Genomic DNA, 20,832 nt, shown 5'->3' with positions numbered 1-20,832 from the left:
TCCCGGCGCGCGGGGGATGTGATCCTGCCACGCGCAGCGCCGCCCGGCGTGCGCAGGAGGGAGCGGACGTGCCCCGCACGGGTGTGCTGCGCGCCGCGGGCTCCCGGAGGCCGGCGGGCGCCCTGGCCGTGGCCCTGACCGTCACCGTGTCGGCGCTGGCCGGCTGCGGCTCCGGCACGAGCGGCGGTTCGGCCCCCGAGGCGCGGTCCCCACGGCCCGCCGCGGTGCGGCTGCCTCCGCGCCACGCCGGGTTCGACTACCAGATCGGCGGCGCCTATCCCCCGCCCGCCGGCGTGCGGATCGTCAGCCGCGACCGCTCCGACTCCCCCGCGCCGGGCCTGTACAACATCTGCTACGTCAACGCCTTCCAGGCCCAGCCCGAAGAGCGCGCCTCCTGGCCGGCCGGCCTGCTCCTGCGCGACACGCGCGGCCGGGCCGTGATCGACCGGGACTGGAACGAGGCCCTGCTCGACCTGCGCACCCCGGCCAAGCGGGAACGCGCGGCCGAGCGGGTGAACCGGTGGATCGACGGCTGCGCCGCGAAGGGCTTCGACGCCGTCGAACCGGACAACTACGACAGCTACACCCGCTCCCGCCACCTGCTCACCGCCGCCGACGCCACCGCCTTCATGGCCCTGCTGTCCCGCCATGCGCACGCCCGGCATCTGGCGGTGGCGCAGAAGAACACCGCCGGGCTGGCCGGTGCCCGCCGCCGGGCCGGGCTGGACTTCGCGGTGACCGAGGAGTGCGGGCAGTACGACGAGTGCGGGGTGTACGCGAAGGCGTTCGACGACCGGGTCCTGGACGTCGAGTACACCGCGTCCGGTCTGCGCTCGGCGGCCGCCCACTGGGGTGACCGGCTGAGCATCGTGCGGCGGGACAGGGCGGTGTCCACTCCCGGGAGCAAGGGATACGTCCGCGAGGTCCGCTGAGGTCGCGCTCGGGCGGACGCGTTGCTGCCCCCAGGTGACCGTGCGGCGTGGGAGCCGGACGATCGTCGTACGGTCGGCTCATCCTCGGCGGCAGGCGACCGGCATCCGGCCGGTCCCGGCCGCCCCGGAGGTAGCACGGTGCCGATGCGTTCCACCACTGTCAGAACCCTGGCCGGAGCGGCGCTGCTGCCGCTGGCCCTGGTCACACCCGCCTGCGCCCAGTCCGCCGGCCGGACCGCCGTCACCGCCGCACCGGCGCCCGAGAGCCCGGCGACCCTCTGCTCGGTCGCCGGGACGCTGCACGGTACGCACGGGGAGCGGGCCGAGGTCAGCCTGTGCGCGGACACCGGCGTCCCGAGGTTCAACGTGACCGCCCCGGCCACCTGCCGGATCGCCGGCGTCCGGGTCCGCTACGCCTGCCGCACCGAGGGCACCTGGAAGGCCGTCCGCTCCGGCAGGACGCTCGGCACGGGCACGCTGCCCGGCTCGGGGCTGTACCCCGGGCCCGGCGCCTACGACATCAGTGCCACCGTGCGCGTGCGGTCGACGCCCGCGGGCGTCGACCTGAAGGGCACGGTGCGGGCCACCGTGTCGCTGACCGCGCCCAAGGCGAGGGCGACGCACTCCGTCACCGTGGACCGGAGCGTGCTGCGCCGCAACGCCACGACCACCGTCACCTACACGATCCGCCGGGACCTCGACGAGGGCGACGGCAACGCGCGGCTGGGGATGATCGGCCAGGAGGGCACGGGCCTGCGCATCAGCACCGCCGACAAGCGCTGCGTCAACCCGCTGGTGGGCCGGTACCCGTCGAAGACCCGGCTGGCGCACTCCCTGGACTGCACGGTGACCGAGCTGCAGCCCGGCCACCCGGAGAAGCTGACGGTCCGCTTCACCGTCGGGTCCACGTGCTCCACGGTGGTCTCGAAGCTCGGCTACTGGGTCCCCAAGGGCCAGGACATGTTCACCGGCAACATGCTGGCGGGGCCGACGCTGACCTGCCGCTAGAGCAGATCCAGCGCCCGCTCCCAGCCGAGGTCGGGCCGTACGCCGTCCGCTCCGGCCTCGCCGGTGTACCGCTCGCCGAAGCGGACGCCCATCCCGCGCAGCCGTGCCACGCCGTCCCGGTAGGCGGGGTGGGCGGCCAGCGCGTCGGCGACGCAGGGCAGCACGGCCACCGGTATGCCGAGGCCCACGGCCTCGCACAGAGTGCCGAGCGCGAGGGTGTCGGCGATGCCGGCCGCCCACTTGTTGACGGTGTTGAAGGTGGCGGGTGCCACCACGACCGCGTCCGGCGGCGGGAAGGGGCGCGGGTCGGCCGGGGTGCGCCAGGCCGAGCGGACCGGGCGGCCCGTCTGCGCCGCCACCGCCTCCCCGTCGAAGAAGCCGCCCATGGCGACGGGGGTGGCGATGACGCCGACCTCCCAGTCCCGTTCCTGGGCGGCAGTGATCAGCTTGCTGACGCCCGAGGCGGTCCCGGCGGCGCAGACGACGACGTAGAGGAAGGGTTTTCCGGCCTGTTCGGTCATCCGGGAACCCTACTGAAGCGGGAAGGACAGCCCGCGCTCGGTCCCGGGGCGCGGACCGTGGATCCGGCGTTCGCCCTCCTGGATGCGTACGTCGTTGATGCTGGCCTCCCGCCGGGTCATCAGGCCGTGCTCGTCGAACTCCCACAGTTCGTTGCCGTAGGAGCGCCACCACTGGCCGTCGGCGTCACGGGACTCGTACTGGAAGCGGACGGCGATGCGGTCGCCGTCGAACGCCCACAGGTCCTTGCGCAGCGCGTAGTCCAGCTCCCGCTGCCACTTGGCGGTGAGGAACGCGACGATCTCGGCGCGGCCGGTGAGGAAGGTGTCCCGGTTGCGCCAGACGGAGTCCTCGGAGTAGGCGAGCGCCACCTTGTGCGGGTCGCGGGTGTTCCACGCGTCCTCGGCGGCCTGGACCTTCTGCGCGGCGGTCTCGCGGGTGAACGGCGGCAGCGGCGGACGGTCGGCCATGGTCTCCTCCTGGGCTCGGACAGCACCGGAGAACGCGCGTTCTCCGAAGGCTCGCTACCGTAGGAGAACGAGCGTTCTCCGGTCAAGGAGACGCGTCCAGGAGCCGAGCGAGGAGTGATGGTGTCGCCGATGGACAGCGCGGCCGCCCGGGAGCGGGTGCTCGACGCCGCCGAGGAGCTGTTCTACGCCCGGGGCGTGCAGAGCGTGGGCATGGACGAGCTGCGCGCCGCGTCGAGGGTCTCGCTCAAACGCCTCTACCAGCTCTTCCCCGCCAAGGAGCAGCTGGTCGCGGCCTGGCTGGCGCGGCGGGACGAACGCTGGCGCGGGCGTCTGGCCGCGTACGTGGCCAGACGCCGGGACCCGCGCGAGCGGATCCCGGCCGTGTTCGACTGGCTGGAGGAGTGGTTCGGCGAGGCGGGGTTCCGCGGCTGCGCCTGGATCAACGCGCACGGCGAACTGGGCGCCCTCTCGCCGCTGGTCGCCGCCCAGGTGCGGGCCCACAAGGAGGCGTTCCGGGACGGCCTCGCCGCGCTGGTGGAGGAGGCCGGGCTGCCGGCGGCGCTGGCCGGCCCCCTCTTCCTGCTCGCCGAGGGGGCGATGGTGAGCGCCGGCGTCACCGGGAGCACCCGGCCGGCGGCCGAGGCCCGCGAGGCGGCACGGACGCTGGTGGCGGCCGCCGGCCGGGAGGTCAGCCGGTCGTCTCCGACAGCTTGATCGCGCCGACCGGGCAGGCGCGGGCCGCCTCCCGGACCATCGGGTCGCCCGCGCCGTCCTCCCGTCCGGGCAGCAGGGTGCTGTAGCCGTCGTCGTCCTGGGTGAAGACGCCCGGCGCCGCGAGGGCGCACTGACCGGCGCCGATACAGACGTCCTTGTCGATGTCGATGTGCATGAGCGTCAGCCTCTTACCAGGTCACGGGGAGTTCCAGCATCCCCTGGATCGTGTCGCCGCGCTTGAAGGGGATGTCCTCGGCCGGGACGGCCAGGCGCAGCCCCGGCAGCCGGGTCAGCAGGCTGCCGAGCGCGATCTCCAGCTCCGCGCGGGCCAGGTTCTGGCCCAGGCACTGGTGGATCCCGAAGCCGAAGGCCACGTGCTGGCGGGAGGGCCGGTGGAAGTCCAGGGTGTCGGGGTCGTCGTAGCGGGCCGGATCGCGGTTGATCACCGAGGTGGAGAAGAGCACGCCCTCGCCGGCCCGGATGGTGATGCCGGCGATCTCGATGTCCTCCAGCGCCACCCGCTGCATCCCCTCGGCGATGGACAGCATCCGCATCAGCTCCTCGACGGCGGCGGGCAGCAGGTCCGGGTCGGCGCGCAGCTCGGCCAGCCGGTCGGGGTGCCGGAGCAGGGTGAAGGTGCCGAGGGAGATCATGTTGGCGGTCGTCTCGTGGCCGGCGACCAGCAGGATGAGGGCGAGCGACACGGCTTCCGCGCGGTCCAGCTCGCCGTCGCGGAGCTGCTGGTGGACGAGGTCGTCGAGGATGCCGTCGCCGGGCCCCGGCTGCTTCGCCTTGTCGTCGATCAGCCCGCCGAGGTACTCCTCCAGGCGGGCGCGGGCGGCCATGGAGTCGGCCGCCCGGGGACCGCGCAGCAGCCTGCGGGACTGCTCCTCGAAGAACTCGTGGTCGGCGTAGGGCACTCCGAGCAGGCCGCAGATCACCGTGGAGGGCACGGGCAGCGCGAAGGCGGAGACCAGCTCGGCGGGCGGTCCCTGCGCGATCATCGCGTCGAGCAGGTCGTCCACGGTCCGCTGGATCCACGGTCGCAGCGCGACCGCGCGCTTGACGGTGAACGACGGGACCAGCATCCGCCGCTGCCGGTGGTGTTCGGGGTCGTCCATCCCCAGCAGCGCCACCCGGCGGTCGCGGATGCCGGCGAACCGCTCGGCGGGGATGGGGAAGTCCGGGTGGCGGCGGTCGGTGGACAGCCGGGGGTCGGCGAGCAGGGCGCGGGCGGTGTCGTAGGAGGTGACCGCCCAGACCTCGCGGCCGTCGTACAGGGTGACGCGGGACAGGGGGCGCCCGTCGCGCAGCGGCTCGTAGCCGGTGGGCGGGTGGTAGGGGCAGGTGCGGTCCTGCGGGAAGGCGACGGCGGCGGCCGGGGTCGCCGGGCCGGTGGGGTCCGTCAGTTCCGTCATGGAAGACCTCGCAGACGAAGGAGTCGTGCCGATCTTCATTAGATGCCTCGGGCACCTATGGGTCGACGTCAAGTTCGGCCAGTTCGGTGACCCGGGGGATCTGGCCGAAGGCGAGCGTCCAGAGGATCGGATTCCGGCCGGGGCGCACCACGCACCCGCCGGGCAGGGCGGCCCGCGCCCTCCGCCGTACGACCATACCGCCGCACACAGTGACATGCAGGGCGAAACGGGCTATGCGGATCCGGGCGGCGCGGATGATCCGCAGGGCCGCCGATGTTGAATGCGGATGGCAGACAGCCGTTGGACCGACGAAGGGTACGGATCCATGCCTCTTGAGGGCGAGTACGAGCCCAGCCCGACCCAGTGGGTGCGCGAGCAGGTCGAGCTGTACGAGAGCTCCGGCGGGACGAAGGGCACGACGCTCATGGACACCGGGCTGCCGGTCGTCGTGCTGACGTCCCGGGGCGCGAAGAGCGGGAAGATCCGCAAGACGCCGCTGATGCGGGTCGAGCACGAGGGCCGGTACGCCCTGGTCGCCTCGCAGGGCGGCGCGCCCAAGCACCCCGTGTGGTACTACAACATCACGTCCGATCCGCACGTCGAGCTGCAGGACGGGCCGGTCAAGCGGGACATGAGGGCCCGTGAGGTCACCGGCGAGGAGAAGGCCGTGTGGTGGGAGCGGGCGGTCGCCGCGTACCCGCCCTACGCCGACTACCAGAAGAAGACCTCGCGGGAGATCCCGGTCTTCGTGCTGGAGCCCGTCGACGAGAGCTGACGCGCCCCGGATGCGGCCGGACGCGGAGACATCCGCGCCGGACAGGTGTGAACCGTCCCCGGGGCGGGCACCCGTGCGTCAGGCCCCGCCGCGCTCCCCCGTCGCGGCGGGGCTTTCGCGTGCCTCGCCGGCCGGCCGGTCGGTCACGTCCAGGAAGATCTGGTCGGCCTCGGGGAACGTCCGGGCCAAGGACCGCTTGATGCGTACGGAGACCCGCTCGAGCCGCTCGCTCTCCAGCCCCGGCACCAAATCGATGCGGGCGGCCACCAGGGTGGAGTCCAGGCCCAGCTTCATCGTGAACAGCGCCTCCACGCTGTCGATCTCCGGCTGCGCCTCGAGCCGCGCCCGGATCCGGCCGCTCAGCTCCGGATCGACGGCCTCCCCGATGAGCTGGTCACGGGCGTCACGGCCCAGCCGGTAGGCGACGTACACCAGCAGGACGCCGATCGCCAGGGAGGCCGACGCCTCCCAGACGACCTGCCCCGTCGCCATGTGCAGTCCCATCCCGGCGAGCGCGAGCGTGACGCCCAGCACCGCCGTGCCGTCCTCGGCGACCACCGTGCGCAGCGCCGGGTCGCTCAGCGCGCCGAGGCCGCCGCCCTGCCGGCGCACCTGGTGCAGGGCCCGCAGCAGCGAGACGCCCTCGGCGACCAGGGCCACGCCCAGCACGATCAGGCCCGCCACATAGCCGGAGAACTTCTCCTCGGTGCCCTCGCGCAGCGCCTGGACGCCCTGGAAGAAGGAGAAGCAGCCGCCCATGACGAAGATGCCGACGGCGGCGAGCAGGGACCAGAAGAAGCGTTCCTTGCCGTAGCCGAAGGGGTGCCGCCGGTCCGCGGGGCGGCGGCTGCGGCGCAGCGCTGCCAGCAGGAACACCTCGTTGAGGCTGTCGGCGACGGAGTGCGCGGCCTCCGACAGCAGGGCCGGCGAGCCCGCGAGGACGCCGCCGGCCGCCTTGGCCACGGCGATCACCAGGTTGGCGGCGAGCGCCACTAGGACGGTGACCCGGGTGTGCCGGTCGCCCCCGGCGCCCCCGCCGGGCCTGCCGCCGCCGGGTCCGCCGCGGTCCGCCGCGTGGGGCGCTCCGTCCGGGCCCGCATCGGCGGCCGTACGTGTGGCCTGCTCGCGTTCAGAGGATGTCCCGCTCACCCCACGCCGACTGCCCGCCGACGGGCGGATCACACCGTGCGGGCCGCGGAAAACGGGGAACGTGTTGGCCAGAAGGGGCGCCGGGCGGCGAGGAGGAGACATGGGCGGCGACGGAAACCGGGCATACGGGCACAAGAAGTTCAGCCGGTCCAGGAGTCACTTCACGGACCGGATCACCGCCGACGGACGGGACGGCTGGCCGGTGGAGGCGGGCCGTTACCGGCTGGTGGTCTCGCGCGCCTGTCCGTGGGCGAGCCGGGCGGTGATCTCCCGCCGTCTGCTGGGCCTTGAGGACGCGCTGCCGATGGCCGTCGCCGACCCGATCCAGGACGACCGCAGCTGGCGGTTCACCCTGGACCCGGACGGCCGGGACCCGGTGCTCGGCATCCGGTTCCTGAGCGAGGCGTACGACCGGCGCGAGACCGGCTACCCGGGCGGGGTCAGCGTGCCCGCGGTGGTGGACGTGCCCAGCGGACGGCTGGTCACCAACGACTACCAGCAGCTGACGCTCGACCTGGCCACCGAGTGGGCGGCCCTGCACCGCCCCGGCGCGCCCGACCTGTATCCGGCCCACCGGCGCGACGAGATCGACCAGGTGATGGCCGAGGTGTACGAGGATGTGAACAACGGGGTGTACCGGGCCGGGTTCGCCACGCAGCAGAAGGAGTACGAGGAGGCGTGCGCGGGCGTCTTCCGGCGGCTGGAACTGCTCGCCGACCGGCTGGCGGGACAGCGGTATCTGGTCGGCGACACCCTCACGGAAGCGGACATCCGGCTGTTCACGACGCTGGTCCGGTTCGACGCCGTCTACCACGGCCACTTCAAGTGCAACCGCTGGAAGCTGGCGGAGCACCCGGTGCTGTGGGCGTACGCCCGGGATCTGTTCCAGACCCCGGGGTTCGGCGACACGGTCGACTTCGACCACATCAAGCGGCACTACTACCAGGTGCACAGTGGCATCAACCCCACCGGCATCGTGCCGCTCGGCCCCGACCTGGCCGGCTGGCTCAGCCCGCACCACCGCGAAGAGCTGGGCGGACGGCCGTTCGGGGACGGCACGCCGCCGGGACCGGTGCCCCCGGGCGAACGGGTGGCCCCCGAGGGGCGGGCCGCATGAGGGAAGTCCGGCGAGGAAGGAGTCACATATGGGCAAGGCAAAGAAGAAGAAGCTTCCGTTCGTCTACCAGCCGATCGGTTTCGTGCTCAGCTGGGCGAGCGGCGCGCTGGCCGGTATGGCCTTCCGCAAGGCGTGGATGACGCTCCGACACGAGGAGGAGGCGCCGGACGCGCTCGACCCGGACCGGGGGTGGGGGGAGATCCTGCTGGCCGCGGCGGTACAGGGGGCGATCTTCGCCGTGGTGCAGAGCGCGGTGAACCGCACTGGCGCGAAGGCGATCGCCCGGTCCACCGGCCAGTGGCCGGTGGCCGACAAGGACGACAAGGACTGACGGCCGCCGGCCGACAAGGACGCCGGGGCCTGCTTCGGACGGGCCGGGCGCGGCACCGCGGCGCGCGGACCGCGCCGGGCTGCGGGTGCGCCGCAGGTCCCAACCGCGCCGGGCTGCGGGTGCGTCGCGGGGTGCCGCGCCGCGCCGGGCTACGGGTGCGCCGCAGGGTGCCGACCGGGCCGGGCTGCGGCTGCGCCGTGGCGCGCCGCGCCGCGCCGCGCATACGTCGTAGACAGGCCTGCGGCCGGCTGCGGATGCGCTATGACGGACCACGCCGGGCTCGGAATACGCCGAGACGGACGGCGCCAGGCTCCGGATACGCCGAGACGGACCACCCCCGGTTACGGATGCACCGTGGCGGACCACGCCAGGCTCCGGATACGCCGAGACGGACCACCCCCGGTTACGGATGCACCATGACGGACTACCCCGGGCGGCGGATACGCTGTGGCGGACTGCGCCGGGCTCCGCATGCGCCGTGGCGCACCCGCGCCGGGCGGCGGATACGCCGAGGCGGACTGCGCCGGGCTCCGCATGCGCGGTGACGCACCCGCGCCGGGCGGCGGATGCGCCCAGGCGGACCACCCCGGGCGGCGGGTGCGTGATGACGGACCCCCGCCGGGCTCTGGCTGCGCCGGGGCAGGCCTGCGCTGGGCTGCCGTTGCGTTCTGGCGGCGGGGCGTCCTGACGGGCGGCGCCCGCGCGCTCTCGGTGTCACCAGGCCCCGGCGAACCTCCTCGCGGGGTGGCCGGGGCCCCGGCGCCCGCCCGCTCTCGGTGTCGCCCGGGCCGGGGAAGGCGGCCGGGGCCCAGCGGGCCGGCTCGCGCGTGCTGGTCAGCCCTGTTTCGGGGCCATGGCCGGCAGCAGGCGCAGGGTGAACGAGTGGCCCGCGGGGTCGGCGTAGCCGCGTTCCTCGTACGGCCCCGGCGCGTCCTTCGTGTCGAGCGGCCGGCCCCCCAGCTCCACCACCCGCCGCTCGGCCTCGTCCAGGTCCTCGACCAGGAAGTCGAGATGGACCTGGAGGGAGTTCTCCGGGCGGGGCCAGCTCGGCGGGGTGGCGTTAACATCGCGGCGGAAGGCCATCCGGATGCCGTCGGCGCCCCGGACCTCCACCAGGTTCGCGGAGGCGTGCGACTGCTCGCCCTCCAGCAACTGCCGGTAGAACTCGGCGAGTTTCTCCGGCTCGGCGCAGTCCAGCACGACCACGCCGCGGTTCACCAGTGTCATGTGTCCTCCCGGGAATGTCCTCCTTCTGCGGATATCCCGGGCGGCCGGGTTCACTCGGCCGGCAGCCACCGTCCGTCGCGCATCAACTCCCGGCCCCGGAGCTCGTTCTCCTCGCGCCAGGCCTGGACGCGCTGCGGGAGGATCCTGAAGTACAGGTAGCGGGCGGAGAGCCGGCGGGGGTCGAAGCCGGTCTTGCCGGCGAAGACCTCGGCGTCCTCCTCGGGAAGGTCCTCCGGGGTCACCGACTGGACGGTGCCCTCGATCATCACGACGTCGCGCGTCGGGCCGAGGCCCAGCCGGACCCGCCCCGTGGCCAGCAGGTTGCGGCCGGTGGGGCTGTCGGCCGGTGTGGCGATCAGCAGGGTGGCGCCGTCCCACACGAAGGACAGGGGCACCAGATAGGGGGTAGCGCCGTCGGGTCCGGCGGTGGCGACCCAGACGTCGACGTCGTTCTCCAGCCGGTGCAGGGTGTCCTTCTTGCGCTCTGCGGGGGTGCGGGCGGGCGGTGGGGTCATGGCGTACGGCCTCCTGTGGTCCGGGGACGTCCAGTGTGGCCGTCACCCGGCACCACCGCCCGTACGGATGCGGTCGAGGCGTGTCCGGGCCGCCGTCAGGAGCAGGTCCAGGGCGGCCGGGTAGGAGCTGGAGCGCATGGCGGCGACGAGGTGGGGCGCGGTCGCCGCGATGTGCGGGTGCGTGTCCGCGGGCAGCCGCCCGTACGTGCTGCGCCAGACCTGGGCCTCGGCCTCGCGGGCGGCCTTCGGCAGGGCGGTGCCCGCGGAGTCGAGGGCGCCGAAGGCGAGGGCCTGGTCGACGAACGCGTGGTAGATCCGCACCGCCTCGGGGTCCGGGAACCCGGCCCGGCGCAGCACGCCGAGGATGCTCTCCACCGCCTGGATCTCGTGGGCGCGCCCGGTGACGCGGTGGGCGCTGAGCATCGCGGCCCTGGGGTGTGCGAGCGCGCCGGCGTGCATGCGCAGGCCCAGGTCGCGCAGGTCGGCCGCCCAGTCGCCGGTCGGCCGCCAGGTGCGCAGGGTGCGGCCGATGAGTTCGTCGGCGATGGCGAGCATCAGGTCGTCGGTGTGCCGGAAGTACCGGTAGAGGGAGCTGGGATCGGCGCCGAGGGCCCGGCCGAGGCGGCGCACGGAGAGCGCGTCGGCGCCGTGCTCCTCGATCAGCCGGAGGGCGGTCTCCACGATCAGCCCCTCGGACAGGACCACACCCTGTTTGGTGGGCCGGCGGCGCTGCCGGGCTGCGGGCGGGACGACACGGTCGGTCATGGGGCCTCCCTGGGTGTGCCCGCACCTTATGACAACACCGTTGACCTGTTAAGTGCCCCGGCAGTTTCATGTCCGGTCACCGGGGCCGTCCGGGGCCCCGCGGTGCGAGCGGAGAACCGGCCATGACCGACAGACGCCTCGGAGTCGATCCCCCTGTGCGGCCCGAACTGCGCAGATCCCTGAGCGTGGTGGACGGCGTCGCCGTCGCCGCCTCCAGTACGGCCGCCACGACCAGCATCGGCATCGGGCTCGGGGTGACCGCGGGCGTGGTCGGCCCGCATCTGCCGGCGATCATGCTGCTGGCGTTCCTCCCCGTCCTCGGGATCGCCGGGGCCTACTCGCGGCTGAACCGGGTGGAGCCGAACGCGGGCAACGGCTATGTGTGGGTGGGCCGTTCGCTCAGCCCCTGGCTCGGCTTCATGACCGGCTGGGTGAACGTCGTGGCGAGCGTGGCGTTCCTCGCCTACACCACGGCCGTCACGGGCTCGGCGCTGCTGCAGCTGGCCGGGGAGGCCGGCCTGCACCGGGTCGGATCGCTCGGCCTCGATCCGGGTTCGACCGCGCAGACGACGGCGGTGGGGATCGTCGTCCTGGCCGCGGTCACCGTGACCGCCGTGACCGGCGTCCGCGCGGCGGCCCGGCTGCAGACCGGCCTGCTGGTCTTCGAGTACGCCGTCCTGCTGGGGTTCTGCGGCTACGGCATCGTGACCGGGCCGCACTCCTTCCGCCTCTCCTGGTTCGACCCGTTCGCGATCCCCTCGGCGACCGCGCTGGCGCAGGGACTGCTGCTGTCGGTGTTCTGCTACTGGGGGTTCGAGGCGGCGTTCACCGTCAACGAGGAGGTCCGCGACCCACGGGACGCCTCCCGGGCCGGGACCATCACGCTGGTGGCGATGCTCGGGCTGTTCCTGCTCGGCTCGGTGGCCTTCCAACGGGTGTTGTCGCAGGGCGAGTTGGCGGGCCATGGAGCGCAGGGGCTGACGTACTTCGGGGACCGGCTGGCGGACCGGCCGCTGGCCGCGCTGCCGCTGGTCGCCCTGATGTTCTCGGCGGTGGCCTCGCTGCAGGCCGGGGTCATCCCGACGGCACGCGGGACGTTCGCGATGAGCCGGGACCGCACCCTCGGGCCGGTGTGGTCCAGGGTCAGCACCCGGTACGGGACCCCGGCGGCCGGGACGCTGCTGATCGGGGCGCTGGCCGTCGCGGTGGCGGCGGGCGCGCTGGTGATCCCGCGCCTGGCCGACATGATCGACGCGATCGTGAACGCCGTCGGGATCGTCGTCGCCCTGTCCTACGCGCTGACCGCGCTGGCGGCCGCCGTGCGCTTCCGCCACCTGCTGCGCGAGGACCGGCCGCAGGGCGTGCGGGCGGTGCTGCTGCCCGCGGTGAGCGCGCTGGCCCTGCTGGGCCTCGGCGGCTATCTCGGCTGGTCCTTCTACACCTCCGTCGACCATCTCGAACTCCGCGCGGACAACGGCTGGTTCCTGCTGCTCATGCCCGTCGCGATGATCGTGTCCGGTTTCGCGGTGGCCGCATGGGCGAAATGGGTGCGCCGGTCGCCGTACTTCCGCGGCGGGGCGGGCACCGACGCCGACGCTCCCGAGCTGCTCACCACCTCCCACTGACCCGTCAGGAAAGGCACATGCACGCTGATCTCCTCTTCACCGGCGGTCCCGTCCTCACTCCGCGGGGCCGTACGGCGACCGCCGTGGCCGTCACCGGCGACCGCATCACCGCCGTCGGGCACGACGAGGTCCGGGAACTCGCCGGTCCGCGCACCGAGGTGGTGGACCTCGCCGGGCGCCTGCTGCTGCCCGGCTTCCAGGACGCGCACGTCCATCCGGTGCCCGCCGGTCTCGAGCTGGCCCAGTGCGATCTGTCCGGCACGACGACGGCGGAGGCGGCCGTGGCCGCCGTACGGGCGTACGCCGACGCCCACCCGGAGCGGGAGTGGATCCTGGGCGGCGGCTGGTCGATGGAGGCGTTCGCGGGCGGTACCCCCACCAGGGAGCTGCTGGACGCGGTCGTGCCGGACCGGCCGGTGTACCTGCCCAACCGCGACCACCACGGCGCCTGGGTCAACAGCCGGGCGCTCCGGCTGGCCGGCATCGGCCGGGACACGCCCGACCCGGCCGACGGGCGGATCGAGCGGGACGCCTCCGGGGAGCCCGGCGGCACGCTCCAGGAGGGCGCGATGCGGCTGGTCGGCCGGCTCACCCCGCCCGCCACGCCCGCCGACCGGCTGGCCGCGCTGCTCGGCGCGCAGCGGTACCTGCACTCTCTCGGCGTCACCGCCTGGCAGGACGCGCTGGTCGGCGACTTCCTGGGCATGGACGATCCGGCCCAGGCGTATCTCACGGCGGCCCGCGACGGCTCGCTCACCGCGCGCGTGCGGGGCGCGCTGTGGTGGGACCGGGAGCGCGGCGCCGAGCAGATCCCGGAACTGGTGGAGAAGCGGGCCGCGTTGAGTCACGGCCGGTTCCGGGCGGGCTCGGTGAAGCTGATGCTGGACGGGGTCGCCGAGAACCACACGGCGGCGTTGCTCGACCCCTATCTGGACCGGTGCGGCTGCGCCACCGCCAACCGCGGCAAGAGCTTCGTCGACCCGGCGGAACTGCCCGGGTTCGTCGCCGAGTTGGACGCGCTCGGTTTCCAGTGCCACTTCCACGCGCTGGGCGACCGGGCCGTACGCGACGCCCTGGACGCCGTCGAGGCGGCCCGCGCCGCGAACGGGCCGCGTGACACCCGGCCCCATCTCGCCCACCTCCAGGTCGTGCACCCGGACGACGTGCCCCGGTTCGCCCGGCTCGGCGCCACCGCGAACATCCAGCCGCTGTGGGCGGCGCACGAGCCGCAGATGGACGAGCTGACGATCCCCTTCCTCGGACCCGAACGGGCCGCCCGGCAGTACCCGTTCCGGGCCCTGCTGCGGTCCGGGGCGCGGCTGGCGGCCGGCAGCGACTGGCCGGTGAGCAGCCCCGATCCGCTCCAGGGCATCCACGTCGCGGTCAACCGGGTGGAGCCGGGCGGCGCCGGGCCGGTGTTCCTCCCGGACGAGCGGCTCGGCCTCGCGGACGCGCTCGCGGCGTACACGGCCGGATCGGCGTACGTGAACCATCTCGACGACACCGGCCGGGTGGCCGCCGGGGCGCTCGCCGACCTGGTGGTGCTGGACCGCGATCCGTTCGCCGGGCCGCCGGAGGCCGTCGCGAAGACCCGCGTGGCACTCACCGTCGTCGGCGGGCAGCCGGTGTACCGGGCCGGGTGAGGCGCCGGCTCACTCGCAGCCGACGCCCTGCTTCAGCCGGGGCCATGCCTCCACGCCGGCGGAGGTGCGCACATAGGCCGTGGCGCGGTCGGGGGTGAGCCACAGGCGCCGGTCGCGGTAGCGGTATCCGGTGTCGCGGGCGTCGGCGGGCATCCGGACGCGGCCCCGGTACGGCGCGGTGAGCAGCTCCTCGCCGAGCACGCCGTCGGGGTCGCGGGCGTAGGTCGCGCCGTCCAGGTCGAGGAAGCGGGCGGACTGCCAGCCGCAGTGCTCGGGACCGGCGGAGCTGGTCAGCGTGCTCACCGGCACCCGTCTGCCGTGCCGGTCCGTCCACACCTCCCAGCCCTGGGCGGCCGCGAACGCGGCGGGGAACTCGGCGGGGTCGCAGGAGGCGTTCGTCTCCGGTCCCCAACCCGGCCGGTTCTTCTGGTCCTTGGCCACCACGACGGCCGCCTTGGTCCGGCCGCCGACGTCGTAGGAGTACAGCACCCGGTCCCCCGCCCGGCGTTCCGCGCGCCAGCCGTGGTCGGGCAGCTCCGGCTGGACCATGTCGAAGAAGAGCCGCAGGCCGTCCTTGGGGGTCCTGCCGCCCTCCCGCTCGCTCCAGCCGTCGGGGCCCGAGCCCGCGAAGATCTCCCCGTCGCACTCCAGCGCCCGGCCCGCCGCCCCGGAGGCCAGGCGCAGCGCGCGGGGTCCGCTCGCGTCGGTCTGCCGGGTCTTCACGTACAGCGGTCCGCGGTACGGGGAGGCCGGCGCGGTGCCCTTCACCACCAGGTCCGGGCGGGGCGCGCCGCCGCACCCCGCCACCGTCACGACCGTCAGCACCGCCACCGCCGGCAGCCCTCTGCGCATGTCCCGCCCCCTGTTCCCGTGTCCTGTGTGCCCCCCTGCGACGCGGGAGCGGGCCGGAACGTTCAGCGGGCCTGCTGGAAGGTCCGCCGGTACGCCTGCGGGGACACCCCGATCGCGGCGTTCAGGTGCTGGCGCAGCGAGGCACCTGTGGCGAAGCCGACCTCCGCGGCGATCCGGTCCACCGGGAGGTCGCTGGACTCCAGCAGGTGCCGGGCGCGGGCGACGCGCTGCTGGATCAGCCAGCGGCCGGGGCTGAGGCCGACCTCGTCGTGGAAGCGGCGGGCGAAGGTGCGCAGGCTCATCCGCGCGTGTCCGGCGAGGTCGGACAGGGTGAGCGACTCGTCCAGGCGCTCCAGGGCCCAGGCGCGGGTCGCGGCCGTGCTCGCCGCGCCGCTGACGGGGACCGGCTGCTCGATGTACTGGGCCTGGCCGCCGTCCCGGAACGGCGGGACGACACAGCGGCGGGCGACGGAGTTGGCCAGTGCGCTGCCGTGGTCGGTGCGGACGATGTGCAGGCACACGTCGACGCCCGAGGCGGCCCCGGCGGAGGTGAGGATGCGGCCGTCGTCGACGAAGAGGACGTCCGGGTCCAGGTCGACCCGCGGGTACCGGCGGCGGAACACGTCGGCCACCTGCCAGTGCGTGGTGGCCCGGCGGCCGTCCAGCAGGCCGGCCTCGGCGAGCACGAAGGCGGCCGTGCAGATGGAGACGATGCGCGCGTCCGGGCGGATCAGGGCGAGGGCCGCGGCCACCTCCTCGGGCAGTTCCCTGGGGATGTACTCCGGCGGCATCGAGGTGACCACCACCGTGTCCGCCGTGCGGAGGACCTCCGGGCCGTGGGCGACGCCGATGGTGAAGTCGGCGCTGGTGCGCACCGGGCGGCCGTCGACCGTGCAGGTCAGCACCTCGTAGTGGCCGTCGGCGGCGCCGAGGATGCGGCTGGGGATGCCCAGCTCGAAGGGGTAGACGCCGTCCAGGGCGAGGACGACGACCCGCTCGGGGCGCCGGGTGAGGAACTGCAGACCGCTCATGGCACGATCCTATCGGAGCTTGGCAATCATGCCATTTCCCTGGGCGGGCGGCGCCCGGCAGGCTGGGTGACCATGAGCGATGTGAACACGATGCGAGCCATCAGCCAGGACGTCCTCGGCGGTCCCGAGGTGCTGAAGGAAGTACGGCTGGAGCGGCCGAAGCCGCGCCCCAACGAGGTGCTGGTCCGGGTACGGGCCGCCGGAGTCAACCCCACCGACTGGAAGCACCGGGCCACCGGCGGCTTCCTCGGCGAGCCGCCGTTCGTCCTCGGCTGGGACGTCTCCGGCGAGGTCGTGGAGACCGGGATCGGCGTGGCCGCCTTCGCGCCCGGCGACGAGGTCTTCGGCATGCTGCCCTACCCCTTCGGCCACGGCTCGCACGCCGAGTACGTGATCGCCCCGGTCCGGGCCCTGACGCGCAAGCCGGCCTCGATCGACCACACCCAGGCGGGCGCGCTGCCGCTGGTGTCCCTGACCGCCTGGCAGGCGCTGACCGAGCACGCGGACGTACGGCCCGGGCAGCGGGTGCTGATCCACGCGGCGGCGGGCGGCGTCGGGCATGTGGCGGTGCAGATCGCCAAGGCGCGCGGCGCCTACGTGATCGGCACGGCCAGCGCCGGCAAGCACGACTTCCTGCGGGAGATCGGCGTGGACGAGCCGGTCGACTACCGGACGACCGATGTCACCGAGGCGGTCCGGGACGTCGACGTGGTGCTGGACACGATCGGCGGGGACACCTCCGTGGCGTCGCTGAAGGTGCTGCGGCCGGGCGGTGTCGTGGTGTCGATCCTGCCGGTCGGGTCGCGGGAGTTCCACGACGAGGCCGAGCGCCTCGGCGTGCGGGCCGTGCGCATGCTGGTGGATGCCGACCGGGCCGGGATGGAGAAGATCGCGGAGCTGGCGGAGGCGGGGAAGCTGAAGGCGACGATCGCCGGCACGTTCCCGCTGTCCGACGCGGCGAAGGCGCACGAAGTGGGCGACACCGGGCGGACGACCGGGAAGCTGGTCCTTCTGGTCGACTGACCGTCAACTCCGGTCGCTGGGCGCAGTTGGCGGGCGACATGCTTCAAACTCGAAGACATATGTCAACCGAACATGCTCAAATTCCTTCCATCGAGGGTAACTTGACGATCGGGAGACCGACGTCCGGGCACGGGTGGGAGGTGATGCCGTCGTGCGAGACGAGCCTGCGCCACTCACCCGTCACCTCCGCGTGTACGAGCACCGGGCGCACACGGTGCTGGAGCTGCGCGGCGAGATCGACCTGGTCTCGGCGACGGAGATCGGCCCTTACCTGGACCGGGCCACCGACCGGCCCGGCGCGCGGGTCGTCATCGACCTGCGGTCGGTGGAGTTCTTCGACTGCTCGGGGCTGCGGCTGCTGTACCGGGCCCGCGCCCGGGTGCTGGACGCGGGCGGGCAGCTGCACCTGGTGTGCACGCATCCGCTGACCCTGCGGGTCTTCCGGGTCACGGGCCTGTCCCGGCTGCTGCCCCCGCTCCCGACGCTGGACGCGGCCGTGGCCCGGTCCGAGGCCGCTTCCGGCTCGCTGTGACTCCCGCCCGGTCACCGGGGACGCGCTACCGGCCGGGCCCGCACTCGTAGAGGGTCTGGGCGGTGGCCATCGGGCCGTCGCCGGCGACGGCCGTACCGCCGTACCGCGAGGCGGGCACCACCGTGCAGGCGGACTGCACCCAGCGGGTGATCCGCGCGGCGTCCGTCATCGCCGGGCCGGCGGTCGAACCGGCGGTGCCCGCGGGGTACTTCGGGCCGGTGGCCGCGAACCCGGTGCCGCGGCCGCCGCCCAGCAGTACGAAGCGCACCTTGCCCGCGGCGACCAGCTGCCGGAACAGCGTCTCGGTGGGGAACGGCACCCGGCCGCTGAACCCGCCGAGCGGCAGGACATGGGCGCCGGTCGCCAGGATGTAGGGGGCCGCGGTGCTCCAGCCGCTGGTGGCGAACGTGTAGGCGGCCTGACCCTGGTGGGCGCGGGCGTAGTCGAGCAGGCGGCGCTGGCCCGCGGTCAGCGAGCCGTCGCCCCGGGCGCCGCCGAAGCCGCCGCGACCCGCCACGCGGGCGGCGTCGCGTGCCGTCCGCCCGGACGGGGCGCCGCCGGTCCAGGCCACCCGGCCGAACCAGCCGGGCCCGTTGCCCGCCGTCCCGCCGCCGCGGCCGGTGCCGGTGGGGCCCACCGCGCCCATGATCGACGAGCGGTAGGCGGGGTTGAAGACCTGCACGGCCCAGGCGGTCGGAGCGAGGAGCAGGGCGGCCAGGGAAGCGGCCAGTCCGGCCAGGGCGAGACGGCCCGCGGCATGCGGCCGGCCGGGCCGGGCGAGGATCAGCAGCCCGGCGGCGGCGACGCCGAGCAGGGCCACCGCGGGCGCGAGCCAGGGCAGGAACGCCCGGAACTGCCCGGCGAGGTACGCGGCCCAGGCGGCCGTCCCCAGGACCGCGGCCGGAAGCGCCCAGGCGCGCGGTCCGCCGGCCCGGTGGGCGCGCCACATCAGCACGGTCCCGGCTCCGGTGAGCGCGGCGAGCGGCACCGCGATCACGCCCATGTAGTAGGTGTGTCCGGCGACACTGCCCGCGCTGAAGACCAGGAAGTACAGGGCGAGCCAGGCGGACCACAGGACGTATCCGGCGCGCAGCCGGTCGGTGCGCGGGCGTCCCCGGCGCCACAGCAGTCCGCAGGCCGCGGCCACGGCGGCGATCGGGTAGAGCCAGCCGGTCTGGGAGGCGAGCGAGGTCCCGAACATCTTCGACCAGCCGTTCTGGTCCCGGCCGAAGGCGCCGCCGGCCGCCGCGCCACGGGCGCCCCGGGGAAGGCCGCCGTCCTGGGCGGCGCGTGCCCCGCCCGCGCCGAACGCGCCGGTACCGCGCCGGCCGGCGTCCCCGGCGCCGAGGCCCACCCGTCCGGCGCCACCGTGACCGCCGCCGCCCTGGGTGGCGCTCACACTGCCGGTCGAGGCCGCGCTGACGCCGAGCGAGGAGAAGCGGCTGAGGAAGTTGTAGCCGACCACCATGCTGAACGCGGAGTTGTTGGTGGTGCCATCCACATACGGCCGGTCCTTGGCCGGGGTGAGGGCGACGGCCAGCATCCACGACGCCGACACGGTGGTCATCACGACGGCGGAGACGCCGAGGTGCACCAGGCGCCGGCGCAGCGTGAGCGGCGCCGACAGCAGGTAGACCAGGGCGAGTGCGGGCAGCACGGCCCACGCCTCCAGCATCTTGGCCTGGAAGCCGACACCGACCCACACACCGGCCAGCAGCAGCGGGCGCAGCCGGCCGGCACCGGCGGCACGCTTGGTGGCCTCGGCCGCGAGCAGCAGGCACAGCGTGAACGCGGGGTCCTCGACGGCGGTGCGGAACAGCCCGACCGCCACGGGGGTCACCAGGAAGGCCGTACAGGCGACGAGCGCGGCGTTCACGCCCGCCCAGCGGCGCACCAGGCGGTGCAGGACCAGCAGGCAGGCCATTCCCTCCAGGACCTGGGGCAGGACCAGGCTCCACGGATGGAATCCGAAAAGCCGTGCGGACAGCGCCTGCGGCCACAGGAATCCCGGCAATTTGTCGAGCGTGATGGAATTCCCGGGGTCGAAAGAGCCGTAGAAGAAGGCCTTCCAGCTCTCCGTCATGCTGCGGGCGGCGCTCGCGTAGAAAGTGTGGTACTGGCTGTGGTCGATGCCCCAGCCGTAGAGGACGGCGGCGAGCGCGGTGAGCAGCAGCAGCGCCGGTCGTGCGTACGCGGGCTCGCCCACCGGGGACCGCCAGGGCGACCGCCGGGGCGGGCGGCGGCCGGCACCGGTGGACGCGGTTGCGTCGAGGACGTTCGTGGCCATGGCCAGCAGTCTTGGCCACCGGGCGCCCGAGAGGCGCCACGGCGGCACCCTTCAAGGAAATTCTCACCGCGCCCAAGATGTTTTTTAAGCTCTTTGATGACGTGACATCACATGTGCAAGAGAAATGCGCGTTCCTTACCTGCTGAAAGCCTCCGCCCGCGGTGCCGCCCCGACGAGCCGGTCTGACCGGGCGGTTGACGGGGCAACCGCAGAGGGGGAAGGAGGAACGTCACCATGACGACTTCCGTCAGGCGCCTGCCCGGCTGGGCCAAGGCCGTCGCCGTACTGGTCCTCGTGCTCGCCGTGCTGTTCGCCGGCATCCGGCTGGCCGTGCTGCCGGGCATCAACGACCTGTTCGGCACCGAGACGCACGACCGTTCCGGTCCCGCTCTCCTGAGGTCGATCCAGGACATGAGCCGCTACGACGCCGCCTCGGGCGACTTCCAGGTGGTCGTCGATCTGGAGAAGGACGCGAAGTACCTGCCCTCGGCGATCCGCGGCACCCGCACCCTGTACGTCGGTGCGGGCACCGTGGACGCGTACGTCGACCTCGGCCGGGTCGGCGAGAAGGACGTACGGGTCGGCGGCGACCGCACGTCCGCCACCATCCGGCTGCCGCACGCCCGGCTCGGCAGGCCGGCCCTCGACCCGGACCACTCCTACGCCGTGTCCAAGCAACGCGGTCTGCTGGACCGGCTCGGCGATCTGTTCTCGGACAACCCGGACAGCGAGCAGGCCGTGCAGAAGCTCGCCGTGCGGCACATCGCCGACGCGGCGAAGGACAGCGGCCTGACCGCGCGCGCCGAGACCAACACCACCGGCATGCTCCGGGGCCTGCTGCGTTCCCTCGGCTTCCGGGAGGTGCACGTCGTCTACGGCTCCTGAGCGGGCCTTCCCCT

23 protein-coding genes are annotated in these 20,832 nt (G+C 73.9%); 12 read left to right on the top strand and 11 right to left on the bottom strand.

Features of this window, described 5'->3' with window-relative positions:
• Positions 1-68: 68 nt before the first annotated feature.
• Together ACGFZN_RS01065 and ACGFZN_RS01060 are read left to right on the top strand one after the other, a co-directional pair.
• Positions 69-932, top strand: a complete 864-nt coding sequence (locus ACGFZN_RS01065) for an endo alpha-1,4 polygalactosaminidase (RefSeq protein WP_393856337.1) — start codon at positions 69-71, stop codon at positions 930-932.
• Between the two features lie 144 nt (positions 933-1,076).
• On the top strand, positions 1,077-1,940 hold the full coding sequence (locus ACGFZN_RS01060) for a hypothetical protein (protein WP_393856336.1): 864 nt from the start codon (positions 1,077-1,079) through the stop codon (positions 1,938-1,940).
• Here ACGFZN_RS01060 and ACGFZN_RS01055 read toward each other — a convergent pair.
• The gene (locus ACGFZN_RS01055; protein ID WP_393856335.1) at positions 1,937-2,461 is read right to left on the bottom strand and encodes a flavoprotein; all 525 of its coding nucleotides are present in this window, start codon (positions 2,459-2,461) and stop codon (positions 1,937-1,939) included. The genes ACGFZN_RS01060 and ACGFZN_RS01055 overlap by 4 nt on opposite strands.
• 9 nt (positions 2,462-2,470) lie before the next feature.
• Positions 2,471-2,929: a nuclear transport factor 2 family protein gene (locus ACGFZN_RS01050; protein ID WP_393856334.1), complete on the bottom strand. Its 459-nt coding sequence runs from the start codon at positions 2,927-2,929 to the stop codon at positions 2,471-2,473.
• Between the two features lie 129 nt (positions 2,930-3,058).
• On the opposite strand from ACGFZN_RS01050, the gene ACGFZN_RS01045 reads away from it, so the two are divergent.
• Complete coding sequence (locus ACGFZN_RS01045) at positions 3,059-3,643, top strand: TetR/AcrR family transcriptional regulator (RefSeq protein ID WP_393856657.1); 585 nt, start codon at positions 3,059-3,061, stop codon at positions 3,641-3,643.
• Here the strand turns inward: ACGFZN_RS01045 and ACGFZN_RS01040 are convergent.
• On the bottom strand, positions 3,618-3,818 hold the full coding sequence (locus ACGFZN_RS01040; protein WP_393856333.1) for a ferredoxin: 201 nt from the start codon (positions 3,816-3,818) through the stop codon (positions 3,618-3,620). The two genes, ACGFZN_RS01045 and ACGFZN_RS01040, sit on opposite strands and share 26 nt — an antisense overlap.
• 13 nt (positions 3,819-3,831) lie before the next feature.
• On the bottom strand, positions 3,832-5,061 hold the full coding sequence (locus tag ACGFZN_RS01035; protein ID WP_393856332.1) for a cytochrome P450: 1,230 nt from the start codon (positions 5,059-5,061) through the stop codon (positions 3,832-3,834).
• Between ACGFZN_RS01035 and ACGFZN_RS01030 the strand changes: the two genes are divergently transcribed.
• Both ACGFZN_RS01030 and ACGFZN_RS01025 read left to right on the top strand, forming a co-directional pair.
• On the top strand, positions 5,060-5,341 hold the full coding sequence (locus ACGFZN_RS01030) for a hypothetical protein (protein ID WP_393856331.1): 282 nt from the start codon (positions 5,060-5,062) through the stop codon (positions 5,339-5,341). The genes ACGFZN_RS01035 and ACGFZN_RS01030 overlap by 2 nt on opposite strands.
• A gap of 45 nt (positions 5,342-5,386) precedes the next feature.
• Positions 5,387-5,836, top strand: a complete 450-nt coding sequence (locus ACGFZN_RS01025; protein WP_393856330.1) for a nitroreductase family deazaflavin-dependent oxidoreductase — start codon at positions 5,387-5,389, stop codon at positions 5,834-5,836.
• 78 nt (positions 5,837-5,914) lie between these two features.
• Here ACGFZN_RS01025 and ACGFZN_RS01020 read toward each other — a convergent pair whose 3' ends face one another.
• Positions 5,915-6,985: a cation diffusion facilitator family transporter gene (locus ACGFZN_RS01020; RefSeq protein WP_393856329.1), complete on the bottom strand. Its 1,071-nt coding sequence runs from the start codon at positions 6,983-6,985 to the stop codon at positions 5,915-5,917.
• A gap of 100 nt (positions 6,986-7,085) precedes the next feature.
• Between ACGFZN_RS01020 and ACGFZN_RS01015 the strand changes: the two genes are divergently transcribed.
• Both ACGFZN_RS01015 and ACGFZN_RS01010 read left to right on the top strand, forming a co-directional pair.
• A complete protein-coding gene (locus ACGFZN_RS01015; protein ID WP_393856328.1) occupies positions 7,086-8,102 on the top strand; it encodes a glutathione S-transferase family protein in 1,017 nt (338 codons plus the stop codon).
• 28 nt (positions 8,103-8,130) lie between these two features.
• Entirely contained in the window at positions 8,131-8,433 is a 303-nt protein-coding gene (locus tag ACGFZN_RS01010; RefSeq protein WP_393856327.1) for a DUF4235 domain-containing protein, read from the top strand.
• An 834-nt stretch (positions 8,434-9,267) separates the two neighbouring features.
• Here ACGFZN_RS01010 and ACGFZN_RS01005 read toward each other — a convergent pair.
• From ACGFZN_RS01005 to ACGFZN_RS00995, 3 genes are read right to left on the bottom strand one after another with little or no spacing between them, the layout of a single operon-like run.
• Positions 9,268-9,660 (bottom strand): VOC family protein, encoded by a 393-nt coding sequence (locus ACGFZN_RS01005; protein WP_393856326.1) that lies wholly within the window; start codon positions 9,658-9,660, stop codon positions 9,268-9,270.
• A 50-nt stretch (positions 9,661-9,710) separates the two neighbouring features.
• Positions 9,711-10,175, bottom strand: a complete 465-nt coding sequence (locus ACGFZN_RS01000) for a pyridoxamine 5'-phosphate oxidase family protein (protein ID WP_393856325.1) — start codon at positions 10,173-10,175, stop codon at positions 9,711-9,713.
• 42 nt (positions 10,176-10,217) lie between these two features.
• Positions 10,218-10,940, bottom strand: coding sequence for a TetR/AcrR family transcriptional regulator (locus tag ACGFZN_RS00995; protein ID WP_393856324.1), 723 nt, complete (start codon positions 10,938-10,940; stop codon positions 10,218-10,220).
• 122 nt (positions 10,941-11,062) lie between these two features.
• Between ACGFZN_RS00995 and ACGFZN_RS00990 the strand changes: the two genes are divergently transcribed.
• Positions 11,063-12,565 carry an APC family permease gene (locus ACGFZN_RS00990; protein WP_393856323.1) on the top strand — a complete coding sequence of 501 codons (1,503 nt, stop codon included), beginning with the start codon at positions 11,063-11,065 and terminating at the stop codon, positions 12,563-12,565.
• A 17-nt stretch (positions 12,566-12,582) separates the two neighbouring features.
• Positions 12,583-14,208: an amidohydrolase gene (locus ACGFZN_RS00985; protein ID WP_393856322.1), complete on the top strand. Its 1,626-nt coding sequence runs from the start codon at positions 12,583-12,585 to the stop codon at positions 14,206-14,208.
• Positions 14,209-14,217: 9 nt separating this feature from the next.
• Here the strand turns inward: ACGFZN_RS00985 and ACGFZN_RS00980 are convergent, their stop codons facing one another.
• Together ACGFZN_RS00980 and ACGFZN_RS00975 are read right to left on the bottom strand one after the other, a co-directional pair.
• Positions 14,218-15,060 carry a hypothetical protein gene (locus tag ACGFZN_RS00980; protein ID WP_393856321.1) on the bottom strand — a complete coding sequence of 281 codons (843 nt, stop codon included), beginning with the start codon at positions 15,058-15,060 and terminating at the stop codon, positions 14,218-14,220.
• Between the two features lie 62 nt (positions 15,061-15,122).
• Positions 15,123-16,091 carry a GlxA family transcriptional regulator gene (locus ACGFZN_RS00975; protein ID WP_393856320.1) on the bottom strand — a complete coding sequence of 323 codons (969 nt, stop codon included), beginning with the start codon at positions 16,089-16,091 and terminating at the stop codon, positions 15,123-15,125.
• A gap of 72 nt (positions 16,092-16,163) precedes the next feature.
• Between ACGFZN_RS00975 and ACGFZN_RS00970 the strand changes: the two genes are divergently transcribed.
• A complete protein-coding gene (locus ACGFZN_RS00970) occupies positions 16,164-17,114 on the top strand; it encodes an NADP-dependent oxidoreductase (RefSeq protein ID WP_393856319.1) in 951 nt (316 codons plus the stop codon).
• A 151-nt stretch (positions 17,115-17,265) separates the two neighbouring features.
• Positions 17,266-17,646: an anti-sigma factor antagonist gene (locus ACGFZN_RS00965; RefSeq protein WP_393856318.1), complete on the top strand. Its 381-nt coding sequence runs from the start codon at positions 17,266-17,268 to the stop codon at positions 17,644-17,646.
• A gap of 25 nt (positions 17,647-17,671) precedes the next feature.
• Here the strand turns inward: ACGFZN_RS00965 and ACGFZN_RS00960 are convergent, their stop codons facing one another.
• On the bottom strand, positions 17,672-19,933 hold the full coding sequence (locus ACGFZN_RS00960; protein ID WP_393856317.1) for an ArnT family glycosyltransferase: 2,262 nt from the start codon (positions 19,931-19,933) through the stop codon (positions 17,672-17,674).
• Positions 19,934-20,167: 234 nt separating this feature from the next.
• Between ACGFZN_RS00960 and ACGFZN_RS00955 the strand changes: the two genes are divergently transcribed.
• Positions 20,168-20,818 carry a DUF4230 domain-containing protein gene (locus tag ACGFZN_RS00955; protein WP_393856316.1) on the top strand — a complete coding sequence of 217 codons (651 nt, stop codon included), beginning with the start codon at positions 20,168-20,170 and terminating at the stop codon, positions 20,816-20,818.
• Positions 20,819-20,832: the final 14 nt, after the last annotated feature.

Source organism: Streptomyces sp. NPDC048192 (assembly GCF_043202415.1).
In the GTDB taxonomy this organism is placed as follows: domain Bacteria; phylum Actinomycetota; class Actinomycetes; order Streptomycetales; family Streptomycetaceae; genus Streptomyces.
The sequence above is the reverse complement of the archived record's forward strand: the minus strand, read 5'-3'. Positions and strand labels throughout refer to the sequence as shown.